This is a genomic window from Lysobacter sp. A289, from assembly GCF_054072675.1.
Genome location: NZ_JBSVRN010000001.1, coordinates 2071710 through 2088692 on the forward strand (window position 1 = coordinate 2071710; position 16983 = coordinate 2088692).

Annotated in this window: 18 protein-coding genes, 1 tRNA gene and 2 pseudogenes; 7 read left to right on the forward strand and 14 right to left on the reverse strand. The window is 66.0% G+C overall.

Annotated elements, in window-relative coordinates; translation table 11 throughout:
• Positions 1–181: 181 nt before the first annotated feature.
• The 5 genes from maiA to rplM form a co-directional block, all read right to left on the reverse strand.
• Positions 182–847, reverse strand: a complete 666-nt coding sequence (maiA, locus tag ACW5DN_RS09570) for a maleylacetoacetate isomerase (protein WP_456962452.1) — start codon at positions 845–847, stop codon at positions 182–184.
• 102 nt (positions 848–949) lie between these two features.
• Positions 950–1936 carry a fumarylacetoacetate hydrolase family protein gene (locus tag ACW5DN_RS09575; RefSeq protein WP_456962453.1) on the reverse strand — a complete coding sequence of 329 codons (987 nt, stop codon included), beginning with the start codon at positions 1934–1936 and terminating at the stop codon, positions 950–952.
• A 103-nt stretch (positions 1937–2039) separates the two neighbouring features.
• Positions 2040–2114 (reverse strand) — tRNA-Gln (locus ACW5DN_RS09580).
• A 25-nt stretch (positions 2115–2139) separates the two neighbouring features.
• Complete coding sequence (gene rpsI, locus ACW5DN_RS09585; RefSeq protein ID WP_456962455.1) at positions 2140–2532, reverse strand: 30S ribosomal protein S9; 393 nt, start codon at positions 2530–2532, stop codon at positions 2140–2142.
• A gap of 10 nt (positions 2533–2542) precedes the next feature.
• The gene (rplM, locus tag ACW5DN_RS09590; RefSeq protein ID WP_456962456.1) at positions 2543–2971 is read right to left on the reverse strand and encodes a 50S ribosomal protein L13; all 429 of its coding nucleotides are present in this window, start codon (positions 2969–2971) and stop codon (positions 2543–2545) included.
• Between the two features lie 199 nt (positions 2972–3170).
• Here rplM and ACW5DN_RS09595 point away from each other — a divergent pair.
• The 3 genes and pseudogenes from ACW5DN_RS09595 to coq7 all read left to right on the forward strand — a co-directional run.
• Positions 3171–3413 (forward strand): annotated as a pseudogene (locus ACW5DN_RS09595) (4Fe-4S dicluster domain-containing protein); the annotation flags it as partial.
• A gap of 381 nt (positions 3414–3794) precedes the next feature.
• Positions 3795–4463, forward strand: a pseudogene (locus ACW5DN_RS09600) ((Fe-S)-binding protein); the annotation flags it as partial.
• 202 nt (positions 4464–4665) lie between these two features.
• On the forward strand, positions 4666–5307 hold the full coding sequence (gene coq7, locus ACW5DN_RS09605; RefSeq protein WP_456962457.1) for a 2-polyprenyl-3-methyl-6-methoxy-1,4-benzoquinone monooxygenase: 642 nt from the start codon (positions 4666–4668) through the stop codon (positions 5305–5307).
• A gap of 252 nt (positions 5308–5559) precedes the next feature.
• On the opposite strand, the gene speD is transcribed toward coq7, so the two are convergent.
• Positions 5560–6351, reverse strand: coding sequence for an adenosylmethionine decarboxylase (gene speD / locus ACW5DN_RS09610; RefSeq protein ID WP_456963025.1), 792 nt, complete (start codon positions 6349–6351; stop codon positions 5560–5562).
• 179 nt (positions 6352–6530) lie between these two features.
• Here speD and crp point away from each other — a divergent pair, with 179 nt between their 5' ends.
• On the forward strand, positions 6531–7220 hold the full coding sequence (gene crp, locus ACW5DN_RS09615) for a cAMP-activated global transcriptional regulator CRP (protein WP_456962458.1): 690 nt from the start codon (positions 6531–6533) through the stop codon (positions 7218–7220).
• Positions 7221–7228: 8 nt separating this feature from the next.
• Here crp and ACW5DN_RS09620 read toward each other — a convergent pair whose 3' ends face one another.
• The 8 genes from ACW5DN_RS09620 to ACW5DN_RS09655 form a co-directional block, all read right to left on the reverse strand.
• A complete protein-coding gene (locus ACW5DN_RS09620; protein WP_456962459.1) occupies positions 7229–7993 on the reverse strand; it encodes a haloacid dehalogenase-like hydrolase in 765 nt (254 codons plus the stop codon).
• Entirely contained in the window at positions 7990–8781 is a 792-nt protein-coding gene (gene trpC, locus ACW5DN_RS09625; protein WP_456962460.1) for an indole-3-glycerol phosphate synthase TrpC, read from the reverse strand. Before trpC ends, ACW5DN_RS09620 begins: the two co-directional genes overlap by 4 nt.
• A gap of 35 nt (positions 8782–8816) precedes the next feature.
• Positions 8817–9851, reverse strand: coding sequence for an anthranilate phosphoribosyltransferase (gene trpD / locus ACW5DN_RS09630; RefSeq protein WP_456962461.1), 1035 nt, complete (start codon positions 9849–9851; stop codon positions 8817–8819).
• A 5-nt stretch (positions 9852–9856) separates the two neighbouring features.
• Entirely contained in the window at positions 9857–10435 is a 579-nt protein-coding gene (locus ACW5DN_RS09635; protein WP_456962462.1) for an anthranilate synthase component II, read from the reverse strand.
• A 1-nt stretch (position 10436) separates the two neighbouring features.
• A complete protein-coding gene (trpE, locus tag ACW5DN_RS09640; RefSeq protein ID WP_456962463.1) occupies positions 10437–11999 on the reverse strand; it encodes an anthranilate synthase component I in 1563 nt (520 codons plus the stop codon).
• A 168-nt stretch (positions 12000–12167) separates the two neighbouring features.
• Positions 12168–13226, reverse strand: coding sequence for a lipid kinase YegS (gene yegS, locus ACW5DN_RS09645; RefSeq protein WP_456962464.1), 1059 nt, complete (start codon positions 13224–13226; stop codon positions 12168–12170).
• 41 nt (positions 13227–13267) lie between these two features.
• Positions 13268–13942, reverse strand: a complete 675-nt coding sequence (gene rpe, locus ACW5DN_RS09650; RefSeq protein ID WP_456962465.1) for a ribulose-phosphate 3-epimerase — start codon at positions 13940–13942, stop codon at positions 13268–13270.
• Positions 13943–14001: 59 nt separating this feature from the next.
• Entirely contained in the window at positions 14002–14337 is a 336-nt protein-coding gene (locus tag ACW5DN_RS09655; protein ID WP_456962466.1) for a J domain-containing protein, read from the reverse strand.
• Between the two features lie 158 nt (positions 14338–14495).
• Here ACW5DN_RS09655 and ACW5DN_RS09660 point away from each other — a divergent pair, with 158 nt between their 5' ends.
• The 3 genes from ACW5DN_RS09660 (at position 14496) to ACW5DN_RS09670 (ending at position 16950) form a co-directional block, all read left to right on the forward strand.
• Positions 14496–15437: a phosphoribosylaminoimidazolesuccinocarboxamide synthase gene (locus ACW5DN_RS09660; RefSeq protein ID WP_456962467.1), complete on the forward strand. Its 942-nt coding sequence runs from the start codon at positions 14496–14498 to the stop codon at positions 15435–15437.
• A gap of 19 nt (positions 15438–15456) precedes the next feature.
• The gene (locus tag ACW5DN_RS09665; RefSeq protein WP_456962468.1) at positions 15457–15933 is read left to right on the forward strand and encodes an Mpo1 family 2-hydroxy fatty acid dioxygenase; all 477 of its coding nucleotides are present in this window, start codon (positions 15457–15459) and stop codon (positions 15931–15933) included.
• Positions 15934–16062: 129 nt separating this feature from the next.
• Positions 16063–16950 (forward strand): DMT family transporter, encoded by an 888-nt coding sequence (locus tag ACW5DN_RS09670; protein ID WP_456962469.1) that lies wholly within the window; start codon positions 16063–16065, stop codon positions 16948–16950.
• Positions 16951–16983 lie beyond the last annotated feature (33 nt).

Below are 16983 nucleotides of genomic sequence, written 5' to 3' on the forward strand. Positions count from 1 at the left end.
ATTCCAAAGCCCCCGTCATTCCCGCGAAAGCGGGAACCCAGCGCCTCTGCCTTTCAGCGGCTTGAAGTCACTAGGTTCCCGCTTTCGCGGGAATGACGGCAGTTGCAGGAGTGACGGAACCTTGGAACTGCAGGGGCCTTGGAGTGACGGGGTGGTGTTGCTGCTGCCGGCCGCCGCCGGCTCAGTTCGGCTGCGGGGCGTCGGGCTGCAATTCCGGACGCGCCTGGTCGAATGCGGGTAACGCCAGGCAGGCGCGGTCGATCCGGGCGATGGTGGGGAACCGGCTGACGTCCACGCCGAAACGCCGCGCGTTGTAGACCTGCGGGATCAGGCAGCAATCGGCCATGCCGGGGATGTCGCCCTCGCAGAACTCACCGGTGGCGGGATGGTCATTCAGCATGGCCTCGATCGCGGCAAATCCGTCGACGACCCAGTGCCTTACCCACTCATCGCGCTCGGGTGGCGGCACGTTCCAGGTCCGGTCGAAGTACTGCAGTACCCGCAGGTTGTTGAGCGGATGGATATCGCAGGCCACCGCTTGGGCGATCGCGCGCACGCGTTGGCGGTCGCGGCTGCCGGCGGGCAACAAGGCCGGGGTCGGCCAGGTCTCGTCGAGATACTCCAGGATCGCGACCGACTGGCGCAGGACGCGGTCGCCGTGCTTCAACACCGGCACCAGCTCTTGCGGGTTCAGCTGACGGTAGCTGTCCGCGTGCTGCTGCCCGCCATCGCGAACCAGATGCACCGGTACGGTCTCGTACGCGAGGCCCTTGAGGTTCAGGCCGATGCGCACGCGATAGGCTGCGCTGGAGCGCCAATAGGAATACAGCTGTAGTTGATCCGCCATCTCTTCCCTACCCCGCATCGTCGACATCCCTGCTGGTGCGCCTCGGTTGAGTCCGCGCTGGTGACTGCGCACCGGCCGAAAGAACCGGCGCGCGACCGTCGGTCAGCCTTCGTAGCGCTCGATACGTTGATCGATCGCACCGAAGATGCTGTTCCCGTCGGCATCCAGCATCTCGATGCGAACCGTATCACCGTAGCTCATGAAGGGCGTAGTCGGCTTGCCATCGCGCAAGGTCTCCACCGTGCGCAGCTCGGCAAAACATGATGCGCCCAGGCTGGTGTCCTCGTTGGCGATGGTGCCCGAGCCGATAATCGCACCGGCGCACAATGGCCGTGTCCGGGCCGCATGGGCGATCAACTGGCCGAAGTTGAACTGCATGTCGACGCCGGCCAAAGGGGCACCGAACCACTTGCCGTTGACGTGGGTCAGCATCGGCAAATGCAGCTTGCTGTCGCGCCAGTTGTCTCCCAGCTCGTCGGGGGTCACCAGCACCGGGCTCAGCGTCGAGCGCGGCTTGGATTGCAGGAAGCCGAAGCCCTTGGCCAGTTCACCCGGGATCAGGTTGCGCAGCGAGACGTCATTGATCAGTCCGACCAACTGGATGTGCCCGGCCGCCTGCTCCGGCGTCACCGCCATCGGGACGTCGTCGGTGACCACCACCAGTTCGGCTTCCAGGTCGATGCCGTGTTCCTCGCTGGGAACCCGCACCGGATCGCGCGGGCCGAGGAAGCCGGCGCTCACGCCCTGGTACATCAGCGGGTCGGTGTAGAAGCTCTCCGGCACCTGAGCACCGCGCGCCCGGCGCACGCGCTCCACGTGCGGCAGGTAGGCGCTGCCATCGACGAACTCGTAGGCGCGCGGCATCGGCGCCGCCAACTGGGCTGTGTCCAACTCGAACGCGCCCTCGGCATTGCCGGCGTTCAACGCCTCCGACAGCGCGTTCAGGCGCGGGGCGATGTTGCTCCAGTCCTCCAGGGCGCGCTGCAGGGTGTCGGCAATTCCGGCCGCGCGAACCGCGTGCTTGAGATCGCGCGATACCACCACCAGGGTGCCGTCACGACCGCCTTCTTTCAGCGAACCAAGCTTCATCGGGATCTCCTTGAGTGCAGCGCCTGCGCGCGATGGTTTCAATTGTAACCGCCTTCACCGGGCAACAAAAAACCCGCCGGCAAAGGCGGGTTTCTTGATGGTATGGCAGCCCCGGATGGATTCGAACCACCGAATGTCTGCGTCAGAGGCAGATGCCTTACCGCTTGGCGACGGGGCTATGAAGCAGATTGTAACGCTAAAAATTAGCGCTTGGAGAACTGGGTCGCACGGCGGGCCTTGTGCAGACCGACCTTCTTGCGCTCGACTTCGCGTGCATCGCGGGTCATGAAACCGGCCTTGCGCAATTCGGACTTCAACGACTCGTCGTACTCGACCAGCGCACGGGAGATGCCCAGGCGGATCGCGCCGGCCTGGCCGGTGGTGCCGCCGCCGGCAACGGTGACGTTGACGTCGAACTTGTCGGTCGACTGGGTCAGCTCGAGCGGCTGGCGCACGATCATGCGGGCCGTCTCACGACCGAAGAACTCCTCGATCGTGCGCTTGTTGATGGTGATGGTGCCCTCGCCCTTGCGCAGGTACACGCGGGCGGTGGAGGACTTGCGGCGGCCGGTGCCGTAATTCTGCTGGATTGCCATATCGGTGCCCTTAGATATCCAGCGGCTGCGGCTGCTGGGCGGTGTGCGGATGCTCGGGGCCTGCATAGACCTTGAGCTTGCGGTACATGGCGCGGCCGAGGGGATTCTTCGGCAGCATGCCCTTGACCGCGATCTCGATGACGCGCTCGGGATGGCGCTCAAGCGCCTGGGCGAGGGTCTCGGTCTTCAGGTTGCCGATGTAGCCGGTGAACCGGTGGTACTTCTTGTCGGCCAGCTTGTTGCCGGTGACCACGATCTTCTCGGCGTTGATGACTACCAGGTAGTCGCCGGTATCGACGTGCGGGGTGTACACGGGCTTGTGCTTGCCGCGCAGGCGGTGGGCCAGTTCGGCGGACAGGCGGCCGAGGGTCTTGCCGGCGGCGTCGACCAGGTACCAGTCGCGCTGGACGGTCTCGTTCTTGGCGGTGAAGGTCTTCATGGCTATATCTATGGGTACCTGGTCGGGCTGATTCCGGCGGTCGACTGCATAAGCGGTCAACGACAGCTCCGGAATTTCGCCACGCGTTGGAGTGCGGAATTCTCGCCTCGCACCGAAGTGCGGAACGAAAGAGGCGGAATGATAGCGGGATCGGCGGCGCACCGCAAGTCGCCGAACCGCCCATGTTAGCATCGCCCTCATGCTCGCTGCCAACCGTCCGCCTGCTCTCGACCCGTTGGTAGCGTTGGCCGACCGTTGCGTGCAATGCGGGCTGTGCCTACCGGTTTGCCCCACCTATGCACGCGACCGGCTGGAGACGGAATCCCCGCGCGGCCGGATCGCCCTGGTACGCGCCTGGTCGCTGGAAACCATCGAGCCGGGCGCGACCGGCGACGACCATCTTGACCACTGCCTGGCGTGCCGCGCCTGCGAAGCGGTGTGCCCGGCGGGCGTGGAGTATGGCGCGTTGCTGGTCACCGCGCGCGGACGCCAGCGCCAGCGACGCGGCAGCGGCCTGGTGCAGCGCCTGCTGGAAGCGCTCACCGCACGACCGCGCCTGCTGACCGGGCTGCTCGGCATGTATCGGCGCATCTATACCCTGCTTCCGAACGGGCTGCGGGCATTGCCGCGTCCGCCGCGCCCCAATCCATCCGTCACCAATCCACCCACCACGACGTCCGCCGCCTCGCCGACCGATGACCCAGCTGGCACGCAACCAGTACGGCCTGTGCCTGACCGACATGCGGCTGCCGGATGGCTCGAGCCTGGACCTGGTCGCGGAGATCGCCAACACCCCGGCGCCCACGCTCCTGTCGCCGTGTTCGTCGGCTGTGTTGCCAATGCGTATGAAGCGGATGTCCGTGCCGCGCTGGGCCGACTATGCGCGGCGCTGTCGATCGAACTGGTGACGCCTGCGGGACAGACGTGCTGCGGCGCGATCCATGCCCACGCCGGCAATCTCGCCCAGGCGTCGCGACTGTCGGCGATCAACCACACCGCCTTCGCCGGCTACCGGCAGGTACTGACCCTCGCCAGCGGCTGCCACGAATCGGTGGCCGGCGCGCTGGACGGGGCGGCCGTGGATGCACTGGCGTTCCTGGACGAGCACCGGGAACGGTTGACGTTTGCCGAGCGCCACGAACGCATCGGCCTGCACCTGCCCTGCACCCAGCGCAACGTGGTCGGCACCGTGCCCGCGCTGCGACGCCTGCTGGCCCGGGTGCCGGGGCTGGTGGTGGTCGAGCTCGACGCCGGCTACGGCTGTTGCGGCGCGGCCGGCAGCCAGATGCTGACCGACCCCGAACGCGCCGAGTCGTACCGCCAGCCGCTGCTGGCCCAATTGGCCGCCAGTGGTGCCACGCGTCTGCTCAGCGCCAACATCGGCTGCCGGCTGCACCTGGCCGGCGGCACCGCACTGGAGGTGCAGCATCCGTTGGCGTTCCTGGCCGACGCGTTGGTTATTCCGGGCGATGCCACGACCTCAGTCCACTAGTGTGATGTCCCGCAAGAAACTTTCATCCGTCATCCCCGCGAAGGCGGGAGTCCAGTCCCCATCATTCACAACAAGAACTGTCATCCCCGCGCAGGCGGGGATCCATGGACTTTGCACTCAATGGGCTAACGTCCATGGATTCCCTCGTTCGCGGGAATGACGGGCAAAAACCCACCACAGCCCGCCCACCGGAATCGACCGCATGAACGCACGCCGCCTGACCGCCATTGATCGCTTTATCGACGACGCCCAGCGCGCGCTGGAAACCGTGTTCGGCGCACCGCCGGCGATGCGGCCCAACCCGGGCGCAAACGACCCCGAAGTCGTGCTGGACGACGCCCAGCGTCGCCATGCCGCCGGGCTGATGCGGGTCAACCACGTCGGCGAGGTCTGCGCGCAGGCGCTGTATTGCGGCCAGGCGGCCGTGGCCCGCGATCCGGCCACGCGGGCGCACCTGCTGGAAGCGGCGCAGGAAGAAACCGACCACCTGGCCTGGTGCGGCGACCGTCTGCGCGAACTCGACGATCGTCCCAGCCTGCTCAACCCGGTGTGGTACGGCGGCAGCTACGCCATCGGCGTATTGGCCGGCTTGCGCGGCGATGGCTGGAACCTGGGGTTCGTTGTCGAGACCGAGCGCCAGGTCGAGGCGCATATCGACGAGCACCTGCAATCGCTGCCGCCTGAAGACGCCCGCAGCCGCGCCATCCTGGAGGTGATGAAGGCCGACGAAGCCCGCCACGCCGACAACGCCGAAGCCGCCGGTGCGCGAGTCCTGCCGCCGCCGATCCCGAGCATCATGGCCGCGGCATCCAAGGTGATGAAGACGATCGCCTACCGGGTGTAAGGCGCACCCGCAGCCTCCCAGATTGCTACGGAGGAAGCGGGCCCGTGCAGGTATTGCGTAACAGCCGGCCATGGATGGCCGGCGGCCGACTCGGCGCAGGATTGCGCCGACGGAGGCTGGAGCAATGCCTGCGCGGGCCCGCTTCCGTCCCCGCAACCCCTGTTGCTTTGGCTGGCCACTGGAGTCCCGGAAAGCAGAAGCGCCGGGGTTGCCGGCGCTTCGCGTGTGTTGCCTGAGGCCTTGGCGACCCGATCAGTCGACCAGGTTGCGCCCGTGGTACAGCTCCTCGATCTCGCGCTTGAGCCTCGCCTCGATCTTCATGCGCTCCTTGAATGACAGGTTGCGCGCCTTCTCCTCGAACAGGTACTGGTCCAGGTCGAAGTCCTTCAGGTGCATCTTGGTGTGGAAGATGTTTTCCTGATAGACATTCACGTCGAGCATCTCGTAGCGCGACTTGATGTTCTTGGCCAGGTAGTCCTGGATCGAATTGATCCGGTGGTCGATGTAGTGCTTCTTGCCCTTGATGTCGCGGGTGAAGCCACGCACGCGGTAGTCCATCACCACGATGTCCGACTCCAGACTCTCGATCAGGTAGTTCAACGCCTTCAGCGGCGAGATCACCCCGCAGGTCGCCACGTCGATGTCGGCACGGAAGGTCGCGATGCCGTTGTCGGGATGCGTCTCCGGATACGTGTGCACGGTGATGTGCGACTTGTCCATGTGCGCGACCACCGCCTCGGAGATCACGCCCTTGGCATCGGACTTGTCGACCACCGGCTCCTCGGAGATCAGGATCGTCACCGACGCGCCCTGAGGATCGTAGTCCTGGCGCGCGATGTTGAGGATGTTGGCACCGATGATGTCCGCCACATCCGTCAGGATCTGGGTCAGGCGATCGGCGTTGTACTCCTCGTCGATGTACTCGATGTAGCGTTGCCGTTCCTCCTCGGAGGCGGCAAAACTGACGTCATAGATGTTGAACGAGAGCGCTTTGGTGAGGTTGTTGAAACCCTGCAACCTCAGGCGCGGCAACGGCTTGACCACTATGCATGACCCGGACACGACAGGAACGGCGGATTATGCGGCAATTGTCCCCGCGTTGAAAACGCAGCGGGCCCGACAACCAGCCCCGATTCACCGGCCGAGATGCCAATCTGGGTCAAGGTTTGCTACTTAGCGCCAGTTCATCCTAAGCTCCGGTTGATAACCTGAACCCCACTGACATGTCAGCCAACCCGGTAGACCCTGTGACTGCATTGCGCCGAACCCATAGCCCGTTGACTCCCGATGGCGCGACCATCGAACGCTTCCTCGCCCACTGCCACCGCCGACGCTATCCGTCACGAACGGATGTATTCCGTCCCGGTGACCCGGCCAGCACGCTGTATTACATCGTCTCCGGCTCGGTCAGCATCATCACCGAGGAAGACGACGACCGCGAATTGGTGCTGGGGTACTTTGGTCCCGGCGAGTTCGTTGGTGAGCTGGGATTGTTCGTCGAGAGCGATCAACGCGAGGTGATCCTGCGCACCCGCACGCCCTGCGAGCTCGCGGAAATCGGCCACGAGCGCGTCTACGACCTGCTGCTGTCACGCCTGGCTCCCGACGCGCCAAAACTGTTGTACGCGATCGCCTCACAGATCTCCCAGCGTTTGCTCGATACCAGCCGAAAGGCCGGCAGCCTGGCATTCCTGGACGTCACCGACCGCATCGTCCGCGCCCTGCACGACCTGGCGAAGGAACCCGAGGCGATGACCCACCCCGACGGTACCCAACTGCGGGTGTCCCGCCAAGAGCTTTCGCGCCTGGTGGGTTGCTCGCGCGAGATGGCCGGCCGGGTGCTGAAGAAGCTGCAGATCGACGGCAAATTACACGCGCGCGGCAAGACCGTGGTCCTGTACGGCACGCGCTGACGCCGGCCTTACGGCAACGCCGCGTCGCGCGCCGGAACCGGATCGCCGCCGCGATCCACGCAACCCCAGTTGAGGATCGGCGTACCGGCCGGTAGCACCCGGCGGAACATGGCCACCCGGCTCTGCTTGGGATTCACCACGACGGGCTTTTGCGCGGCCTTGAGCAGTGGCAGGTCGGCGCTGCTGTCGGAATAGGCGATCGCCACGGGCGCGGTAAACCCCGCCTCGCGCAGCATCGTCATCTTCATTTCCGCATGGCAATGGCGCTTGGCACCGATGCCTCCCAGTCGCGGACCGACCAGGGTGCCGACCACCGGCAGGTCTTGCTGGGCGACGAAGGCGAGGATCGCGCGGGCCAGCTCCGGCGGCGCACCCGTGGCAATCACCACCTCGTCACCCGCCGTGCGGTGCGCCTGCAATACCTCCAGCGCGACCGGCAACAGCCGCGCCTGGAGTTGGGCGGCATGGATCTGGACGTAACGATCGATTTCCATGTCGAGGTCCCGGCGCCGGTGCAGGCCGACCGTGCCGGCCCAGACAAAGCCGGAAATCCCGACCCGGCGCGTTGGCAGCAGCGCGACCATCGGCCCGAACACCGGTGCGATCAGCGCCGCCAAGGCGATCCGCCACCAGTCGCGCATGATCAGCCAGCGGAACAGATGGCCGCCGGAATCCCCGTCGTAGAGCGTGTGGTCGAAATCGAACACCACCAGTGGCGCGTCCTCGCGGCCGCCGGGAGTCGCGGCGTGCGGCGCGGGACCGGCGAGGGTCACGGCGCGAACATCCGCTGCAGGGCCGCACCCGGGTCGCGCTCGCGCATGAACGACTCGCCGATCAGGAAGGTGTGGATGTCGGCGCCACGCAACCGCGCCACGTCGTCGCGGCTGGCGATGCCGCTCTCGGTGACCATGGTGCGGTCCGGCGGCACCACGTCCTTCAGTTGCAGCGAGGTGTCGAGCGACACCTCGAAGGTGCGCAGGTCGCGGTTGTTGACGCCGATCAACTCGCAGTCGGCCTGCAGCGCACGCTCCAGCTCGTCGATGTCGTGGACTTCGACCAGCACGTCCATGTCCAGCTCGTGGGCGAGGTTGGCCATCTCCACCAGCGGCCCGTCCTCCAGCGCGGCGACGATCAGCAGGATGCAGTCGGCGCCGATCATGCGCGCTTCATAGACCTGGTACGGGTCGACGATGAAGTCCTTGCGCAGCACCGGCAGGGCGCAGGCGTCACGGGCCTCGCCGAGGTAGCGGTTGCTGCCCTGGAAGAAATCGACGTCGGTGAGGACGGACAAACACGCAGCACCGCCGGCTTCGTAGCTGCGGGCGATCGCAGCGGGATCAAAATCCTTGCGGATCAGGCCCTTGGACGGGCTGGCTTTCTTGACCTCGGCGATCACCGCCGCCTCCCCCGCCGCGTGCTTGCGCCGGATCGCATCGACGAAGCCACGCGTCGGCGGCTGGTTGCCGGCGCGGGCGCGGACGCTGTCGAGCGTGCGGATCTGGCTGCGCTGGCGGATCTCCTCATGCTTGCGGGCGAGGATTTTTTGCAGGATGTCGGTCATTGCTTGTTGCTGGCTCCCGTCATGACGATGCGATCTTACTGTCCCGCGAGTTCGCGGGTAGTGGTCACGAACTCGTCCAGTTTGGCGCGCGCGGCGCCGGTGGCGATCGCGTTTCGCGCCAGCCCGATGCCGTCGCTGATGCTCTCGGCGACGCCGGCCACGTACAGCGCCGCGCCGGCGTTCAGGGCGACGATTTCACGCGGCAGGCCATCGACGCTGTCCAGCGCCTGCAACAACATGTCCTTCGACTCGGTCGGGTTGGCGACCTGCAGGTTGCGGCTGGCCGCCATCGCGATGCCGTAATCCTCCGGGTGCACCTCGTACTCGCGCACCTCACCATCGCGCAATTCGCCCACCAGCGAGCCGGCGCCGAGTGACAGCTCGTCCATGCCGTCACGGCCCCACACCACCAGTGCGCGCTGCGCGCCCATCTTCTTCAATACCCGAACCTGGATGCCGACCAGGTCGGGGTGGAACACGCCCATCAAGATATTCGGGGCGTTGGCCGGGTTGGTCAGCGGGCCGAGGATGTTGAACAAGGTACGCACGCCCATCTCGCGGCGCACCGGCGCGACCACCTTCATCGCCGGGTGGTGCAGCGGTGCGTACATGAAGCCGATGCCGGTGCGCTCGATGCATTGCGCCACCTGCGCGGGCTGCAACTCGATCGCCGCGCCCAGGGCTTCAAACGCATCCGCGCTGCCGGACTTGGACGACACGCTGCGGCCCCCATGCTTGGCGACCCGGCCACCGGCGGCGGCGATCACGAAGCTGCTGGCGGTGGAGATGTTGAAGGTGTTGGCACCGTCGCCGCCGGTGCCGACGATGTCGATCAGGTGGGTGCGGTCGGCGACCTCGACCGGCAGCGCGAACTCACGCATTACCTGCGCGGCACCGGCGATCTCGCCGACGGTTTCCTTCTTCACCCGCAGCCCGGTGATGATCGCCGCGGTCATCAGTGGCGACACCTCCCCACGCATGATCATGCGCATCAGGTCGACCATCTCGTCATGGAAGATTTCGCGGTGCTCGATCACGCGTTGCAGGGCTTCTTGTGGGGTAATCGGCATGACTCTCAACGCTCCAGGAAATTCTTCAACAACGCGTGTCCGTGTTCGGTCAGGATCGACTCGGGATGGAACTGCACGCCCTCGACCGGATGCTCACGGTGGCGCAGGCCCATGATTTCATCAAAGCTGCCGTCCGCATGGTCGGTCCAGGCGGTGATCTCAAGACAGGCCGGCAATGTCTCGCGCGAGACCACCAGTGAGTGATATCGGGTGGCTTCGTAGGCATCCGGCAGGCCGGCGAACACGCCCTTGCCCTCGTGCCGGATGCGCGAGGTCTTGCCGTGCATGATCGTCTTCGCACGCACCACGTCGCCGCCGTAACACTGGCCCAGGGCCTGGTGGCCCAGGCACACACCCAGGATCGGCGTACGCGGGCCCAACTGGCGGATCAGATCGACCGACACTCCGGCCTCATTGGGCGTGCAGGGCCCCGGCGAGATCACGATGCGCTCCGGCGCCAGCGCCGCGATCTGCGGCACCGACAGCTCGTCATTGCGGATCACCTTGACCTCGGCCCCCAGCGTTTGCAGGTACTGCACGATGTTCCAGGTGAAGCTGTCGTAGTTGTCGATCATCAGCAGCACGTCAAAGCCCTCGCGCCGCTTCGGCCACCGCGCGGAACAATGCCCGGCCCTTGCTCATGGTCTCTTCCCATTCCTTCTGCGGATCGGAGTCGTGCACGATGCCGGCGCCGGCCTGCACGTGCAGCTTGCCGTCCTGGATCACCGCGGTGCGGATCGCGATGGCGGTGTCGGCATCGCCGTGCCAGCCCAGGTAGCCGATGCTGCCGGCATAGACATTGCGCTTGATCGGCTCCAGCTCGCGGATCACCTCAAGCGCCCGGATCTTCGGCGCGCCGGACACCGTGCCGGCCGGGAAGGTCGCGCGCAGCACGTCGGCGTAGCTGAGACCCGGCTTCAAGGTGCCGGTGACCTCGCTGACGATGTGCATGACGTGGCTGTAACGTTCGATAACGAACTGCTCGCCGACCTCGACCGTGCCCGGCTGGCTGACCTTGCCGACATCGTTGCGTCCCAGGTCGATCAGCATCAGGTGCTCGGCGCGCTCCTTCGGGTCGGCCAGCAGCTCGGCTTCCAGCGCGTCGTCCTCGGCCGGCGTCGCACCACGCGGGCGGGTGCCGGCGATCGGGCGCACAGTGACCTTGCCCTGCCCGGCGGTGTCGTACTGCAGGCGCACCAGTATCTCCGGCGAGGAGCCGACCACCTGCATGTCGCCGACATCCAGGAAGTACATGTACGGCGACGGATTCAGCGCCCTCAACGCCCGGTAGACATCCACCGGCCGGGCCTTGAACGGCACGCTCAGGCGTTGGCTCAGCACCACTTGGAAGATGTCGCCGTCGCGAATGTATTGCTTGGACTTCTCGACCGCCTTGATGAAGCCGTCGCGGGTGAAGCCGGAGACGAAATCGGCCTCGTCCAGGCCATTGGGGTCCAGGGTTTCCGGGTAGGTCGCGCCACTGCTGCGCAGGCGATGGACCAACTGGTCCAGCCGGCGGTTGGCACGTGCATGGGCCTGCGGTTCACCCGGGTCGGCATGGACGATCAGGTACAGCCGGCCCTTGAGGTTGTCGAACACCGCGATCTCCTCGCTCAGCATCAGCAGGATGTCGGGGGTGCCGAGCTCGTCCACCGGGCCGCTGTCCACGGGAGCGCCGTCGAGCATCCGGGCGTCGCCGGGCTGCGAACCGGCCAGGCGTGGCTCGATGTACTGGATGCATTCGAAGCCGAACCAGCCGACCAGGCCGCCGGTGAATCCCGGCAGGCCGTCGATCTTCGGCACCGAGTACTGCGTGCGCAGGCGCTCGACCTCGGCGAACGGGTCGGCGACCTCGCGCGCCTCGACCAGCTCGCCGTGCTCGGTGACGTACAGGGTATGGCCGGCGAAGGCGTACACGCGGGTCGCCGGCAGGCCGATGATCGAGTAGCGGCCAAAGCGCTCGCCGCCCTCGACCGATTCGAACAGGTAGGTGTGCGGGCCGTCGGCGAGTTTCAGGTACACCGACAGCGGGGTGTCGAGGTCGGAAAACACCTCGCGCACCACCGGGATGCGGGTGTAGCCGTCGGCAGCATGCCGGGCGAATTGGTCGGAAGGGTTATCGGGCGTGGACGGGTCGTGCGAAGTCATGCGGCATTTCCTGGGGATGCGACGGGGCGGGGACGATGGCGGCACGCCACCATCGCCAACCGGTGTCGGCATTGCAGGAAATCGGGTTTGCCCGGAAATTCATGGGCGTACTTTAGCTGCTTCGCCGCGAGTACGCGACGGGCGGGTTGCCGGCGCGTCCTGCATCACTCACGCCGGAAGCAGGGCAGGCGCAAGCTCAGTCGGATCCGGCGCATCCTCACCAGTCGCCGACGACAGCGGGTTCCCTGGCGGGCGCAGCAACGGGCAACCGGGCGGCAGGTGCATGCGGATGCGACCGGGCACGCAGTCGATCCGAAAGCGGGTCGATTCCACCGGCTCGCCATCCAGGTTCAGGGTCAACGGGGCGGAAGTCTCGATCTGCACCCAGGGCAATTGCCGGCGCACCGCAATGCGGTCCAGCGCGGCCTCCTTGCCTTCCGCCAACAGCGCGGCCACGGTGCTGCCGACCTCACCTTCCAGCTCCGGCACGATGGTCAGGTCGAGCAGGCTGTCATCGATCACCGCGTCCGGACATAGCGCCTGTCCGCCGCCCGCCTGGCGACCGTTGCCGACCCCCAGCGCAATGAAGCCACCTTCCCAGTTGAACTCGTCGCCCGCCACGGTGGTTGCATGGATCCGTGCCGGAATCGCCTCGATCCGGCCGAGCTTGGCGATGCCGGTCACCAGGTAGGCCAGGCCACCAAGGATCTTCTTCAAACCCTCGTCGGTCTCCACCGTGACCTGGGTGCCGAAACCGCCGCTGACCAGGTTGGCACACCAGTGGGTCTGCTCCGCACTGTCGATCCGCAGCAAGTCGATCGGCTGCGCGGCGGTGACTCGTACCAGCTCCAGCGCGGCCTCGGCCTCGACCGGGATCTGCGCCACGGTGGCAAAATCGTTCGCGGTGCCCATCGGCACCAGGCCGAGGGTAGGCAGGTTTTCGGCGGCTTCGTCGCGATGTGCAAGAGTGGTCGCCACCGCACTGAGCGTGCCATCGCCGCCGGCCGCCACGATCGTGTCGACGCCGTCCGCAATGGCCTCGGCCACGTAGCGCTCGGCGTCGCCGCTTTCCCAGGTCACCCGCACGCTGAGCGCGACGCCGTGTTCGCGCATCGTCATGACTGCGGCGCGCAACGCCTCATCGCCGGCGGACTTGCCATTGAGGATCAACCGCCAACGCTGCCCGGATCCGACCGGATTCGACTCAATGTTCGTGGGTGCGTTCATGACAGGACACTAGCAATGCAGTGGTGAAGGTGGCGCTCTGTTCAGCGACGCGCGTCGGCTACCGCGGCCTTCATCCGACCGATCACCTCGGCGTAGTCGCCGGCGTTGAAGATCGCCGAGCCGGCCACGAAGGTGTCGGCCCCGGCGGCGGCAATATCGGCGATGTTGTCGGGCTTGACCCCGCCGTCGACTTCGAGCCGGATTGCCCGGCCGCTGGCATCAATCCGCTCGCGCACCTGACGCAGCTTGGCCAGCGTGGACGGGATGAACGACTGGCCACCAAACCCCGGGTTGACCGACATCAGCAGCACCATGTCCACGTCCTCCAACACCCAGTCCAGCACGTCCAGCGAGGTCGCCGGGTTCAACACCACGCCGGCCTGGCAACCGTGCGACTTGATCAACTGGATGGTGCGATGAACGTGACGCACGGCCTCGGGATGGAAGCTGATCATGTTCGCCCCGGCCTGGGCGAAGTCCGGCACGATGCGGTCGACCGGCTCGACCATCAGATGGACGTCGATCGGTGCGGTCACGCCATGCTTGCGCAGTGCCTGGCAGACCATCGGCCCGATGGTCAGGTTGGGCACGTAGTGGTTGTCCATCACGTCGAAATGGACCCAGTCGGCGCCGGCGGCGATGACGTTGTCGACCTCCTCGCCCAGGCGTGCGAAATCGGCGGAAAGGATCGACGGGGAAATGATGGTCGGCTGCATGGCGGGACTCGATGGGCGGGGGCTCGACGACAAGTGTTGGCGCTGGCGACTTGCGCCGGCTATTTGCGCTTGCGCAGGGTCTTGATGCGGTCATAGGCGCCGTTGATCTGGCGCGCCTTGTGCTCGGCCTGCTGGCGCAACTCGCTGGCAGCGCCCTCCAGGCGATCAGGGTGGTACTGGGAAATCAGGCGGCGGTAGGCGCGGTCGATTTCCACATCCGAGGCCTGCGCCGTCAGTCCCAGCGCGGCGTAGGGGTCGTCGCGCCGCAGCCGGAACCAGTCGACATCAAAGGCGTGCCCGATCAATAGCCCGATCAGTCCGCCCAGCAAGGGGTTGAACCGCACCAGGGCGGCGCCGGCGAAGACGCCCAGCAATTTTCCGTACCAACGTTTCATCAAGCCCCGGGACGTACTTGTGGTCAGACAGGTCAGTGTACCTGCACGCATGCGCGAGCCGGCGTACACTGCTCGACCCTGTCGCGCCCCGTGCGCGAAAGCCAGCGGTGCCCCGCGGCAGGTTCTGCCATGCTGCGCGTACCACCGAGGGGCTCCAATTGTCCACGACACTGCTGCGACGATCGCTTTCCGAATCCGACCTTCCCGGCCTGCCACTGCGTCACCGCGGCAAGGTTCGCGACGTGTTCGACCTGCCGGCCGAGCGTTTACCGCCGGACACCCCACCCGGCGACTACCTGTTGATGGTCGCCACCGACCGGTTGAGTGCCTTCGACGTCGTGCTGCCCGACCCGATCCCCGGCAAGGGCGAGATGCTGTGCCAGATCAGCAATTTCTGGTTCGACAAGACCGCCCACATCGTGCGCAACCACCTGACCGGCATCGACGTGGCGACGGTGTTGCCGGCCGGCGTCGACGCCAGCATCTACCAGAAGCGCGCGGTGGTGGCCAAACGCCTGAAGCCGGTGCCCATCGAGTGCATCGCCCGCGGCTACGTGATCGGCAGCGGCTGGAAGGACTACCAGCGCACCGGTCGGATCAGCGGCATCGCACTGCCCGATGGCCTGCCACAAGCGGGCAAGCTGGCCGAACCGATCTTCACCCCGTCGACCAAGGCCGGGGTGGGCGAGCACGACGAGAACATCGATTTCGACACCGCGGTACGCCTGTGCGGTGCCGAGTTGGCCGAGGCGGTACGCGACGCGACGCTGCGGCTGTACCGGTTTGCCGCCGACTACGCGGCCGAGCGCGGCATCCTGCTGGCCGATACCAAGTTCGAGTTCGGTACCGACGCGGATGGTCATTTGTACGTGATGGACGAGATGCTGACCCCGGACTCGTCGCGCTATTGGCCGGCTGACGAATACCAGCCGGGTACCAGCCCACCCAGCTACGACAAGCAGATCGTGCGCGATTACCTGGAAACCGTGGACTGGGACAAGACGGCGCCCGGTCCTTCGCTGCCGGCCGAGGTGATTGACCGCACCCGGGCACGTTACGCTGACGCCTTGCAGAGGCTGGCGGGAATCAACATCGACTGACTGGACAGGCAGGCACACCATGGCTACGACACAACGCCCGATTGATCGCTGGTTCGCCCATTATTCCGGTGACCACCGCAACGCCACCAACCAGTGGATCCACGTGGTTTGCGTGCCGGCCATTGCGTGGAGCGTGGTCGCGCTGTTGTGGTGCATCCCGGCGCCCGGCAGCTGGTTCCGGGACGGCTTCTGGGCCGGGGTGGCGATATTCGCCGCGACCCTGTTTTATTACCGCCAGTCGCGACCGCTTGGATTGGGGATGCTGGCGATGTTCGTGCTGATGGCCTTTGTCAGTCGCTGGATCTTCGATGCCTACGGGGTCATGACCCTGTTGTGGGCGGGTGTCGGCGTGTTCGTGGTGGCCTGGATCGGCCAGTTCATTGGCCATAAGTACGAGGGCCGCAAACCCAGCTTCCTGACCGACCTGACCTATCTCCTGATTGGCCCTGCCTGGGTACTGTCCAAGCTCTACCGCAAGCTGGGCTGGAAGTACTGACACCGGGCGCATTGTCGCCAACAGCTTCGGGGCACCCACCGCCGTCATCTTCGGTTGGCAAGCTACTGACCGTGCCCCTGTTTTGCCCTCCGGCCCGCACCCACGGGCCAACCAACTGGAAACCTTTGCATGTCTCCGCGCGATATCGTTTTGATTCTGCTGGTCTGCGTGGCCTGGGCGGGGAACTTCCTGACCTCGGCCTTTGCGCTGCAGGAGATCCCTCCGTTCCTGTACACCGCGTTGCGCTTCATTGCACTGGGGTTGCCGCTGATGTTCTGGATGAAGCGGCCGCCACCGGGCCAGTGGACACGGCTGATCGCGATCTGCATCTGCGTGGGCGTGCTGCACTTCGGGCTCAGCTTCCTCGCCCTGAAGATGGCCGGGGATCTGTCATCGCCGGCGATCGTGGTCCAGAGCTATATCCCGATGACCGCGCTGCTGGCGTGGGTAGTGCTGGGCGAGCGGTTTGCCTGGCGTACCGGCCTGGCGATCGCAATCAGTTTCGGCGGCGTGCTGGTGCTCGGCCTGGATCCGTCGGTACTGGAGCAGTGGGAGGCGGTGGTGCTGATGTTGTTCGCGGCCGCGTTCCTGGCCATCGGCACAGTACTGATGAAGGGCTTGCGCGGCGTGGATGCCTTCAGCATGCAGGGCTGGACGGCGGCCATCGCAGTGCTGCCGTTGCTGGCGATCAGCGCGTGGCTGGAGCCCGGCGGGATCGTGTCGCTGGCAACGGTGAGCTGGGTCGGCTGGGTCGGCGTGGCCTATGCCGCGTTCGTCTCGTCACTGCTCGGCCATGGCTTGTATTACATGCTGGTCCAGCGCTATCCGGTGGCCCAGGTCACGCCGTGGATGTTGCTGGTGCCGGTGATCGCCGTGGGGCTGGGTATCGCGTTTTACGGTGACCAGCCGGGCCCGCGGCTTTTCATCGGCGGAGCGATGGTGCTCGGCGGCGTGCTTGGGGTCGCCATCCGTGCACTGAAGAAGTCGCGGACGATGCCGCAGGCGCGCGATATCTAGCGCATCGGTTTCCTGCGACGGGCTGGCCCGCCG

Bases quoted from the DNA above. Each gene is read 5' to 3' on its own strand.
- rplM (WP_456962456.1), bottom strand. From the start codon at position 2,971: ATGAAGACCTTCACCGCCAAGAACGAGACCGTCCAGCGCGACTGGTAC.
- rpsI (WP_456962455.1), bottom strand. From the start codon at position 2,532: ATGGCAATCCAGCAGAATTACGGCACCGGCCGCCGCAAGTCCTCCACC.
- rpe (WP_456962465.1), bottom strand. From the start codon at position 13,942: ATGCAGCCGACCATCATTTCCCCGTCGATCCTTTCCGCCGATTTCGCA.
- trpD (WP_456962461.1), bottom strand. From the start codon at position 9,851: ATGCCGATTACCCCACAAGAAGCCCTGCAACGCGTGATCGAGCACCGC.
- ACW5DN_RS09575 (WP_456962453.1), bottom strand. From the start codon at position 1,936: ATGAAGCTTGGTTCGCTGAAAGAAGGCGGTCGTGACGGCACCCTGGTG.
- trpC (WP_456962460.1), bottom strand. From the start codon at position 8,781: ATGACCGACATCCTGCAAAAAATCCTCGCCCGCAAGCATGAGGAGATC.
- ACW5DN_RS09665 (WP_456962468.1), top strand. From the start codon at position 15,457: ATGGCTACGACACAACGCCCGATTGATCGCTGGTTCGCCCATTATTCC.
- ACW5DN_RS09670 (WP_456962469.1), top strand. From the start codon at position 16,063: ATGTCTCCGCGCGATATCGTTTTGATTCTGCTGGTCTGCGTGGCCTGG.
- yegS (WP_456962464.1), bottom strand. From the start codon at position 13,226: ATGAACGCACCCACGAACATTGAGTCGAATCCGGTCGGATCCGGGCAG.
- trpE (WP_456962463.1), bottom strand. From the start codon at position 11,999: ATGACTTCGCACGACCCGTCCACGCCCGATAACCCTTCCGACCAATTC.
- ACW5DN_RS09655 (WP_456962466.1), bottom strand. From the start codon at position 14,337: ATGAAACGTTGGTACGGAAAATTGCTGGGCGTCTTCGCCGGCGCCGCC.
- maiA (WP_456962452.1), bottom strand. From the start codon at position 847: ATGGCGGATCAACTACAGCTGTATTCCTATTGGCGCTCCAGCGCAGCC.
- coq7 (WP_456962457.1), top strand. From the start codon at position 4,666: ATGAACGCACGCCGCCTGACCGCCATTGATCGCTTTATCGACGACGCC.
- crp (WP_456962458.1), top strand. From the start codon at position 6,531: ATGTCAGCCAACCCGGTAGACCCTGTGACTGCATTGCGCCGAACCCAT.